This is a genomic window from Intestinimonas sp. MSJ-38, assembly GCF_018917925.1.
GTDB lineage: Bacteria > Bacillota > Clostridia > Oscillospirales > Butyricicoccaceae > Pseudobutyricicoccus.
This window is the reverse complement of record NZ_JAHLPO010000041.1, coordinates 1-9,629: the sequence shown is the minus strand read 5'-3', so window position 1 is coordinate 9,629 and position 9,629 is coordinate 1. Positions and strand designations below refer to the sequence as shown.

Annotated in this window: 12 protein-coding genes; 4 read left to right on the top strand and 8 right to left on the bottom strand. The window is 52.5% G+C overall.

All coding sequences use genetic code 11. From position 1 onward, the window contains the following. Positions 1-167: 167 nt before the first annotated feature. The 3 genes from KQI26_RS14535 to KQI26_RS14525 all read right to left on the bottom strand — a co-directional run bounded on the left by KQI26_RS14535 (position 168) and on the right by KQI26_RS14525 (position 2,430). On the bottom strand, positions 168-1,112 hold the full coding sequence (locus tag KQI26_RS14535; RefSeq protein ID WP_216504973.1) for a ParB/RepB/Spo0J family partition protein: 945 nt from the start codon (positions 1,110-1,112) through the stop codon (positions 168-170). Beyond that, complete coding sequence (locus tag KQI26_RS14530) at positions 1,069-1,878, bottom strand: ParA family protein (protein WP_216504972.1); 810 nt, start codon at positions 1,876-1,878, stop codon at positions 1,069-1,071. The genes KQI26_RS14535 and KQI26_RS14530 overlap by 44 nt, the downstream gene beginning before the upstream one ends. 156 nt (positions 1,879-2,034) lie before the next feature. Further along, positions 2,035-2,430, bottom strand: coding sequence for a replication initiator protein A (locus KQI26_RS14525; RefSeq protein WP_216504971.1), 396 nt, complete (start codon positions 2,428-2,430; stop codon positions 2,035-2,037). Between the two features lie 326 nt (positions 2,431-2,756). On the opposite strand from KQI26_RS14525, the gene KQI26_RS14520 reads away from it, so the two are divergent. Next, a complete protein-coding gene (locus tag KQI26_RS14520) occupies positions 2,757-3,239 on the top strand; it encodes a hypothetical protein (protein WP_216504970.1) in 483 nt (160 codons plus the stop codon). 229 nt (positions 3,240-3,468) lie between these two features. Next, positions 3,469-3,684, top strand: a complete 216-nt coding sequence (locus KQI26_RS14515) for a hypothetical protein (protein ID WP_216504969.1) — start codon at positions 3,469-3,471, stop codon at positions 3,682-3,684. A 75-nt stretch (positions 3,685-3,759) separates the two neighbouring features. Here the strand turns inward: KQI26_RS14515 and KQI26_RS14510 are convergent, their stop codons facing one another. From KQI26_RS14510 to KQI26_RS14490, 5 genes are all read right to left on the bottom strand, one after another. Next, entirely contained in the window at positions 3,760-4,200 is a 441-nt protein-coding gene (locus tag KQI26_RS14510; RefSeq protein WP_118748538.1) for a hypothetical protein, read from the bottom strand. A gap of 107 nt (positions 4,201-4,307) precedes the next feature. Beyond that, positions 4,308-5,792 carry a DUF1846 domain-containing protein gene (locus KQI26_RS14505; RefSeq protein ID WP_216504968.1) on the bottom strand — a complete coding sequence of 495 codons (1,485 nt, stop codon included), beginning with the start codon at positions 5,790-5,792 and terminating at the stop codon, positions 4,308-4,310. Between the two features lie 80 nt (positions 5,793-5,872). Then, the gene (locus KQI26_RS14500; protein ID WP_118425654.1) at positions 5,873-6,133 is read right to left on the bottom strand and encodes a thioredoxin family protein; all 261 of its coding nucleotides are present in this window, start codon (positions 6,131-6,133) and stop codon (positions 5,873-5,875) included. 24 nt (positions 6,134-6,157) lie between these two features. Beyond that, entirely contained in the window at positions 6,158-6,760 is a 603-nt protein-coding gene (locus KQI26_RS14495) for a pentapeptide repeat-containing protein (protein ID WP_216504967.1), read from the bottom strand. 119 nt (positions 6,761-6,879) lie between these two features. Beyond that, positions 6,880-7,593: a ZIP family metal transporter gene (locus KQI26_RS14490; protein ID WP_118748535.1), complete on the bottom strand. Its 714-nt coding sequence runs from the start codon at positions 7,591-7,593 to the stop codon at positions 6,880-6,882. A 148-nt stretch (positions 7,594-7,741) separates the two neighbouring features. On the opposite strand from KQI26_RS14490, the gene KQI26_RS14485 reads away from it, so the two are divergent. Together KQI26_RS14485 and mutY are read left to right on the top strand one after the other, a co-directional pair. Further along, positions 7,742-8,413, top strand: coding sequence for an L-2-amino-thiazoline-4-carboxylic acid hydrolase (locus KQI26_RS14485; protein ID WP_216504966.1), 672 nt, complete (start codon positions 7,742-7,744; stop codon positions 8,411-8,413). Between the two features lie 23 nt (positions 8,414-8,436). Then, positions 8,437-9,480, top strand: a complete 1,044-nt coding sequence (mutY, locus tag KQI26_RS14480; protein ID WP_253292887.1) for an A/G-specific adenine glycosylase — start codon at positions 8,437-8,439, stop codon at positions 9,478-9,480. Positions 9,481-9,629 lie beyond the last annotated feature (149 nt).

The window sequence follows — 9,629 nt, the reverse complement described above, 5'->3', positions numbered from 1 at the left end:
CGACCAGCTTCTTGAATTCCGGCGTGTATCGTTTGTTTGGTTTTCCTCTTGACATAATAAATCACCCCATCTGTTAGATAGTATATCATACTGTCTAACAAATGGGGTGCAGTTCACAAAACCGTGTGCTTTTTCTTCTTATTGATCTGCATGCCAAGTGCGGCCGCTCACCTCTGTGGTCCTTGTTTTTGGTGTTCCATATGCTCCAGAAGGTCTAGCGCCTTGTTGATCCGCTCTTTGATCTGCCGGGATGTCATATGTTTGGGAAAGCGCTTTTGAACCCACTTCCCATCCAATGTGATCTTGTGCTCCAGCGGCTTCTCCTCCCTCATGATCCGTTCGATCTGATCCTGTTCCAGCTTCCCTTCCTGACTCAGCTCTTTCATCTGCCGGGCCTGTGCCATGGAGGGAATCGCTTCATCCTGCTCCATCACCAGGAGTAGGCAGGATTGTTCCTTCTCTGTCAGGTGGGAGAGAAAATCCGCAGCAGCCACAAGCTTCAATGTGCCGTTGTCCACCTGATCCATCAGGGCTGGAATAAGCTTATTCAGCCGGATATACCGCTGGATCGTAGTCACATTATCATTCACTTGCTCGCTCAAAATCTGCACAGAATATTTACCTTGAAAATTCTCTCCAATTTGGAGAGAATTTTTTGATGGTCGGCCAGCTTGCCGTTTCATGGCATCCAGCTTCAGCTTATATGCCCTGGCCTTTTCACTGGGCAGCAGATCCTCCCGATTGATATTGAAGTCCACCACCAGAATATCTGCTTCCTCGTCTGAATAAGATCGGACAATGGCCGGACGGGTATCCAGCCCCACGGCTCGTGCACAGTAATCTCGCCGATGCCCAGCTATGATCTCATATCCTCCTTCCTTACGGGGCCGGACGATCATCGGCTCCATAATGCCGAACTGCTCTACGCTGTCCATCAGCCGCACCAGATCGGCTGTGGGACGGTCAATGGTGTAGGGCTGGCGCTGATAGGGAAAAACCTGGTCGGCCGGAAGGATCTTTACCTGTTCCCCCTGATCCGCCTGCCGCTCTTCCTGGGATTTGAACAGGTCATCGAACTTGGTCAACTGAATGTTTTTCACGCTGCTTGCCACGGTTCAGCACCTCTTTCGTCAGATTTGCATAAGCCTGCGCCGCCTTTCCTCCCGGATCGTGCTCAAAGATGCTTTTGTTCTCTACGCTGATCTCCGCTGCCCGGATGGAGCGCGGGATCTCACTGGTAAAAACCCGGCTGCCATAGGTATTCCGGAGCAGCTCTCCAATGCCCTTGGCCAGAGTGGTGCGGCTGTCCACCATAGTCAGCAGAATACCCTCTACCTCCAACCTGGGATTGAGCTGCCGCTTGACACGGGCCACGGTTTTCAGCAGCTGCTCCAGTCCTTTGGCCGGGAGATAATGGGCCTGTACCGGGATGATCACGCTGTCTGCTGCAGTCAGAGCGTTGATGGTCAGCATCCCCAGAGAAGGCATGCAGTCGATAATGGCATAGTCGTACTTTCCCTTCACCGTGGAAAGATATTGCCGCAGCACCGTTTCCCGGCTCATGGTATTGACCAGTGTCACCTCTGTGGCAGAAAGCTCGATGTTGGCCGGAAGCAGATGAACGCCGTCACGGTGCTGTAGAATGCCTTCTCCCAGCACCACAGGCTGGTCGGTGATGATTTTCTCCATCAGATCTGCCAATATGGGGGAAAGCTCATCTGGCTGGGACCATCCCAGCATCTGGGTCAGATTCCCCTGGGCATCGGCATCGATCAGCAGCACCCTTTTGCCCTTCCGTGCAAGACCAATACCCAGACTGGCCGCCGTGGTGGTTTTTCCCACCCCTCCCTTCTGATTTGCCAACGCAATGGTTTTCATAAAACGCCTTCTTTCTCTTTCAGCTGGTATACTTGTCTTACTCTATCCGTCTTATTTCCTTTCGGTTTCCGAAACTGTTGTTCTTCGTTTTTCGAAAGTCAAAAAGGGACATACCGGTCCCTACCCTTTCGATTTTCGAAAATGTGCCCTTTCGGATTACCCCAGTTCCTTCCCTGCGAAATTTTTGATATAGATGATGGATGGCTTCCCCTGGCCCTGCCGCACCCGTTCGATCAGTCCGATGCCCTTTTTGCTGTCCAGTTCCGCCAGGAGTTTTGTAGCCTTTTCGCTTTTGCAATGCAGCATCTGCATGACCTCTTCCACTGGGAAAAAGATATACACCCGGCCCTGATCGTCCAGCCAGTGGTTTTTCATGGACAGGCTCATTCGGTCCAGCATCAGGCCGTACAGCACTTTGGCATCGGTGGAAAGCTTTCTGAAGTGTTCCGAAGTCATCAGCAGCTTAGGAATGCGATAAAAGGAAAACTGCTCTCCCTCATAACTGTGATAATATGGAAAGGATAAACGGTTCGGTGTTTTGGTATCTTCCATAAGCATACTTCCTCATAAAAATACCGCCCGAAGATTTCTCTTCGGACGGCGATTTGCGTAATGTGATAGATATTATTTTTACATTTTCCTTGATTTCCAAGGGTTCCAGCCGCTTTCCTAATATGATCGCCCCGACCGGTCCTACTGGCCTCACCGGTGCTACTGGGCCTACCGGTCTCACTGGAGCGACTGGTCCCACTGGGCCAACCGGCCCCACTGGACCGACCGGTCCTACTGGACCTACTGGCCCCAGCGGAGAAACCGGAACCGCTGCCACACTGTCTGTGGGCAATGTCACCACTGGTAATCCTGGTACACAGGCTGTCGTGACCAATGTGGGATCTCCGCAAGAAGCCATTTTAGACTTTACGATTCCCCAAGGTGCCAACGGTGTACCAGCTACTTCCAGCGCTCTGTGGGCCACAAATCCCTCGGTGACGCTGAACGCCAAACAGGCCGTCCCCCTGACTGTGAGCTACAACTCCCCCAGCAGTGGTATCACCGTCAGCGGTACTACTGTAACCCTGCCGGTGGGCACCTATCTAGTAAATTACTCCGTGAATTCTGAGTCCGGAGGAACTGGCTCCGGTTCCACTGCCACCACCACATTGGCCGCTCAAACCAATGGAACCACGATCCCCACTTCGCAGTCTTTGGCCCTGCAGGAACTGGGAGACATTATGCCTTTGTCCTCTACTTTCCTGGTCAATGCTACCAGCCCCACTCCCCTGCAGTTGGTCAACGATACGACCAACATCTATCCTACCAACTATACCAATCTGAATCTCACCGTTGTAAAGCTTTCTTAGCTGTTTGACAAAAAATGCCCCGGCCGTATGGCCCAATGTCAGTAAGTTAAGCTGACAAATCCTCCTACCCTCAGAAATGAGAGGGTAGGAGGATTTTTTTCGTAATAATTCAAAACAGGGCTTGACAAAAGCATCATTTCGTGCGGCCATTTTGCTAACTTCGGTTAGCAAAATGGCCTTTGTAGTTAGAAGTGTGTCCCGACACGCCAAACTGCGAGGAGGCTTACTTATGAATCCAAAAACCGTAAAAAAAGCGCTGAAAGATGCAATTCAAGCTATGACAGACTACAAATGGCTCTTCTCCGCAAGACCCGGCAAAGACAATACCAGGAACAGGAAGTTTCCCTTTCAAAAAGTGATTCCCTTCATCCTGGCCTTTAGAGGCGGAACGCTTAACCATGAAATTATGGATTTCTTTGGCTTGGATCCCTTACTTGCTAACTAAGTGACATTGGCTTCTGCACGGGGGCACTTTTCTTATTTCAAAAACAGGAGCAGATACCCAAAGCAGCTTAGGCCTCTACATCCCCTTCCAGCCGCAGGCCAGAAGCGCACCGGCCGCTCCGCAGACCCACTGAGAGGGCAGACCTTCCGGCAAGCGGATTTCCCCGATGGGCTGCGCACTGCCGGAAATATCCATAATTTCCCTTTGTTGAGATACCATCCCTCCCCCTTCTGTGGAGGACAGGGAGAGTGTGCTTTTTTCGGTGCCATAGGTTATCACGGTCTGGGCCTGCAAACAATGAGACAGACGAGCAGCATCCTTTCCATAAGCCACCAGGGCATATGTGCGGCAGTCGGGCACTTCTGCTTTCGCTGCCATCGGCCCGGCCAAAACCACATCATATACCCCGCCTTTTTCTAAAGGCACCTGTTCCAAGCAAATGCCTTGCTGGGCTGCCAGCTCCTGCAAATATCGCGCTGCTTTCCCTTTTCCTTCTCCGATCACTGCAATTCTCATTCTTTCTCCCCCAGTACCGTCTAGTGTAAACAAACCCAGGGGAAATATGCAAAAATATGCCGCGGAATCTCTTCCGCGGCATATAAAAAATGGGGGATTGGAATGCCTTATTTATGAAACAGTTTCTTGGTCTGATAATTGGGCTCACAAGTGAGGTTGACGCCCAGATTGCGGAACACATTGTCATCCACCTGTGCCAGGATCACCGTAGAGTGAGCCTCACAGCCTCTGAGCTTGCCCAACTGCTTGATGGCCAGCTCGGCCACCGGGTTGGTGGCAGCACTGATGGTCAGGGCAATCAGCACTTCATCGGTGTGCAGACGGGGGTTTTTATTGCCCAGATACCCGGTCTTCAACCGCTGAATGGGCTCGATAATGGTGGGAGACAACAGATGGATATCGGAATTGATGCCGCCCAAGTGCTTCAGCGCATTGATCAGCATGGCGGAAGAGGCGCCCAGCAAGGCGGATGTCTTGCCGGTGACGATGGTGCCATCCGGCAGTTCCATGGCCGCAGCAGGCTCTCCGGTCTCCTCGGCTTTGTCAATGGCCGGCTGGATCACCAAGCGCATGGAAGGATCGACGCCCGCCTGGGTCATCACGCTTTCCACCTTGTGTACCGCTTCCTCGCTCCCCCGGCCCACACGATAATCGCACATCACCTTATAGTACCGACGAACGATCTCCATTTTAGCCGCTTCCCGTACCGCTTCATCATCGGTTACGCAGAAACCGGCCATATTGACGCCCATATCGGTGGGAGACTTGTAGGGGCTTTCTCCGGCAATGGTCTCAAACATGGCATTGAGCACCGGGAATACTTCGATATCCCGGTTGTAATTGACCGCAGTCTTGCCATAGGCCTCCAGATGATAGGGATCGATCATGTTCACATCGTTGAGATCTGCGGTGGCCGCTTCATAGGCCAGATTAACCGGGTGTTTCAGAGGCAGATTCCACACAGGGAAAGTTTCAAACTTGGCATAGCCTGCACTGATACCCCGTTTGTACTCATGGTACAGCTGGGACAGACACACAGCCATTTTGCCGCTGCCCGGACCGGGGGCCGTCACCACCACCAGGGGACGAGTGGTCTCCACATATTCGTTTTTGCCGTATCCCTCGTCGCTGACAATCAGGGGCACATTGGTGGGGTACCCGGGAATGGAGTAATGGAGATAGACCTTCAGTCCCAGATGCTCCAACTTGGTTTTGAACTGATCCGCCGCCGGCTGGCCGCCATAGCGGGTGATGACCACACTGCCCACATAAAGCCCGATGCCCCGGAAAGCATCGATCAAGCGAAGTGCATCGGCATCATAAGTGATACCCAAATCGCCCCGGACCTTGTTTTTCTCGATGTCGGCAGCGTTGATGGCCATAACCACCTCGGCCTTATCCGCCAAGCTCTGAAGCATGCGCACTTTGCTGTCGGGCGCAAAACCAGGCAGCACCCGGGATGCGTGGTAATCATCAAAGAGCTTGCCGCCGAACTCCAGATAGAGTTTGCCGCCAAACTGCTTGATCCTCTCCAGGATATGCTGGGACTGCATACTCAGATATTGCTCATTGTCAAAACCTGTTCGAACCATAGATCATACCCCCATATTCATTTTATTACAACAATGTTCTACATTATATCACTGCCCCCACCATTTTTCAATGTCTTTTCTTACAAAAGCGCACTGCGCAAAGCGGTCTCCACTTTCTCCCGGCTGGCCGCGCCCTCGTGCATCTTCACTCCGCCTACAAAATAGCAAGGCACATAATAATAGTCATAGGATTCCGCCAGCGCCGCTTCCTTCCTCTCATCCACCACGCGGATGGGGATTTTTTGCAATTCTGGGTATTCCTGCATCAGTTCTTCCTGCCACCGGAGAGCCTCCACACAATAAGGGCAGTTTTTCAGCACAAACAGCATGACTTCCTTCAAGGCGTTCCCTCCTTTTTCTTTCTATTATGGCTCGAATTTGGCTCCCAATGCCCGGGCCATGTCAATGGCCTGCTGCACATCAATTCGGGCTCCACGGAAATCGGCGCCCAGAATATCTGTGGCCCCCAGATTGCTGTCCCGCAGATCCGATTGCCGGAAACTGGCGCCACTGATCATGGCCCCTTCAAAATCGCAGTTTTTGATCCGGCATTTCTCCAGTTTGGCCCGGTTCAAATCGGCTCCCCGGAAATTGATGTTCTCCAGTTCCATTTTGTAAAAATCCATTTCCCGCAGATCAGTATAGGACCAGTCGCCGCCGATGATCTGAATGGATGCTGTATTGGCCCCTACAAACACTGTTCCTGTCAGCTTGCACTCTTCAAATACCGCTGCAAAAAGCCCGGCATACTGAAAAGTGCAGTTGACAATGGAGCAATGCTCAAAACGACAGGCGCCCAATCGGGCCCCGGTAAAGCGGCATTTTTCAAAACTGCAGTTTTTGAACACCGATTCGGAAAAATCCCCACCGTCAAAACGGCAATCGTGAAATTTCAGCTCTTCCACCTGCTGTTCCGGTTCTTTGAGCCCTGCAAAGTCCTGGCCATCGTACTCCTTTTGTTCAAGCATCCTCATTCCCCCGAAATTTAAGATGGCGGAGAAATTTCTTCTCCGCCATCTCTTTTGAATATAAAATTATTTTACTGCATCAAGGAATCATTGTAAAGGGCAATATGGAAAATATCCAATCAATGGGCATGGGCATGGCCTACGCTCAAGGCAAAGGCCAGGGCCAGGCCCAAAAGCAGCCACAGCAAACAAAGTTTTCCCTTCTTTGTCTCCGGCTGACTCAACTCAAAACCTGCGGCAAAAACCATGGAACCGGCTGCCAAAGACAGGCACAGGGAAAGCAGTCCCTCCGGCATGGCTCCGGCCAAGGTCCCCAACACCGATCCCACCACCAAGGGCAAACCGCATATCACCGACAAAAGAAGCACCTTACTCCGGGCAAATCCCCCCTGGAGCAGCGGAAAGGCCATGGCCATTCCTCCGGGCACATTGTGCAAAGCGATCAGGCCGGCTCTTTCCCAAGCATGAGCTCCCACAGCTGCGCCGATGACAAAGCCTTCCGGCAGGTTGTGCAGCATCAAAGCGGCCAGCATCATCAGGCCGGCAGAAACCATCCGCCCTTGCTTTTCCCCATTCTGTCCGGCCTCGGCCTTCTCGGCGATCCATACCAGCAGACCACCGCCCAAAAGCCCCAGGGCCACTACCCACAGGGCGCCATGAGCCACCGCTTCGGGGAGAAGATCAAAAAAAGCCATGCCCAGCATAATGCCCGCTGTAAAATACAGCAATCCCTGTATGGACAATGATTTTTTGCCCCATAACACGGCGATCAGGCCGCCCAATCCGGTGCCGCCCATCCCGGCCAGCGCTGCCAATAAAATTCCTTGCTCCATTGAAATGACCTCTTTTCTCCATTGGCGCTTCTGCTGCTTTTGCTTTGTTTCCCAATATGGATATTGTTTTGTGCGTCAAGATATTCTATAATAATTATACCACCATAGATGGACTTTTCCACATGGCAATCATAAGGAGGAGATCGGGATGAACACAAAATTCAACGAAAAGACCCATGCTGCCCTCATTGGTTTGTTTTACAAACACCTGAAAGCGGCCTATGGCTGCGCCGGTGTCAGCTGCTTTGTCAAGTGCTCCCAAAAGATGGCTGAACAGCGGGGAGCCCGTATGGCTCTGCGCGCTCTGCGGGATGGACATCAGCTGAATTTCAAGTCCTACATAGCCTATGGGGAATGGGCCTCCACCTTCCCTCGCCGTTCGGAAGAAGTGGGTGTGTATCCCGATAAAGAAACCCGCAGCTTTTTGTGTGCCTGGCGGGACACCTTTGAAGAGATGGGCCTGGTAGAATGTGGCAAGATCTATTGCAAAGAGATCGACCGGGGCATTGTCCGCGGCTTCAATCCCGATTTGACTTTTGAGCTGAAAAGCTATCTCCACGACAGTCCTTGCTGTGATATGGTCTTCAAAGACGCTGCTCTGGGAGAAGATGTGCCCCAGAACTCCCAGGCCAAAATGCCCTGGGAGTATCACTGCGGCCATGTGTATAAAACATACCGGGAAAATGTTCTGGCCATCTATCCTGAAGAAGGCCAAAAGGTCGTCGATAAAGTGGATGAGGATTTTATCCAGGCCTTCGGAGAGGAAGCCATGAACACCGTCCGCTCTTACCTGTCCACCGATTTTAACACCATCGGATGAGCAACTCCCAAGACAATTTTCTTTTGGCCGTCCCCGCCCCGCTGCTCCACTGGTATGACCAGGGGGCCCGGGTGCTGCCCTGGCGCAGCCAGCCCACTCCCTACCGTGTATGGGTATCGGAGATCATGCTGCAGCAAACCCGGGTAGAAGCCGCCCTTCCCTATTTCACCCGATTTATGGAGGCTCTTCCCACCATTGAAAGTCTGGCTCAGGCTCCGGAAGAGCAGCTTCTCAAGCTGTGGGAAGGATTGGGGTATTACAGTCGTGTACGCAATCTGCAAAAAGCCGCCAGGATGGTGCTGGAAGAGTTTGACGGACAGCTGCCTTCCGATCCCCTTTTGCTGCAAAAGCTGCCGGGCATCGGAGACTATTCTGCAGGGGCCATTGCTTCCATCGCCTATGGACAGCTCGTTCCCGCTGTGGACGGCAATGTGCTGCGTGTGATCTCCCGCCTTCTGGCCAGCTTTGACTGCGTCTCCGATACCGCCGTGAAAAAAAGACTGCGGCAACAGGTGGCTCAGGTGATCCCTCCGGACCGGCCTGGTGATTTCAACCAGGCTCTGATGGAACTGGGGGCCACTGTCTGCCTGCCCAATGGGCAGCCTCTCTGTCTCACCTGTCCCCTTCTCTCCCTGTGTCGCGGACGGGCCCAAGGGGTGGAAATGTCTCTGCCGGTAAAAGCGGCCAAAAAGCCCCGTCGGAAAGTAGAGCGTACCGTATTGCTCCTATGGGATGGGCAACAGGTGCTGGTGCGCAAACGGCCGGCCAAAGGCTTACTCTCTTCTCTGTGGGAATTTCCCGGCGTGGATGAGGTCCTTTCTGCGGAACAGATCCAGGAAAACCTATCCCAGCGGGGAATTGTGCCCCTGGCCTTGGAAGCCATTGGACAACACACTCATATTTTTTCCCATGTGGAATGGCAGATGACTGGCTGGGAAGTGAATTGCAAATCCTTTTCCCCACCCAAAGACTGCACCTGGATCACACCGCATCAGCTGGCCGGTGATTATGCTCTGCCCTCAGCTTTCCGCCCCTTTACCCAATGGATCTTGAAAAAAAGTGGCTGAAAACAAAATAAAAACGAGCCGGGACAGATTTGAAGTGACCCCAAAAAGTTAGACAATATTTTGAAGTAAAAATTGTTCAAGCAGCCGAAAGGGCTTGCTGTCTGTGACTTGCAGGCGGCAAGCCCTTTAGCTTTGCCTTGATCCTGCGG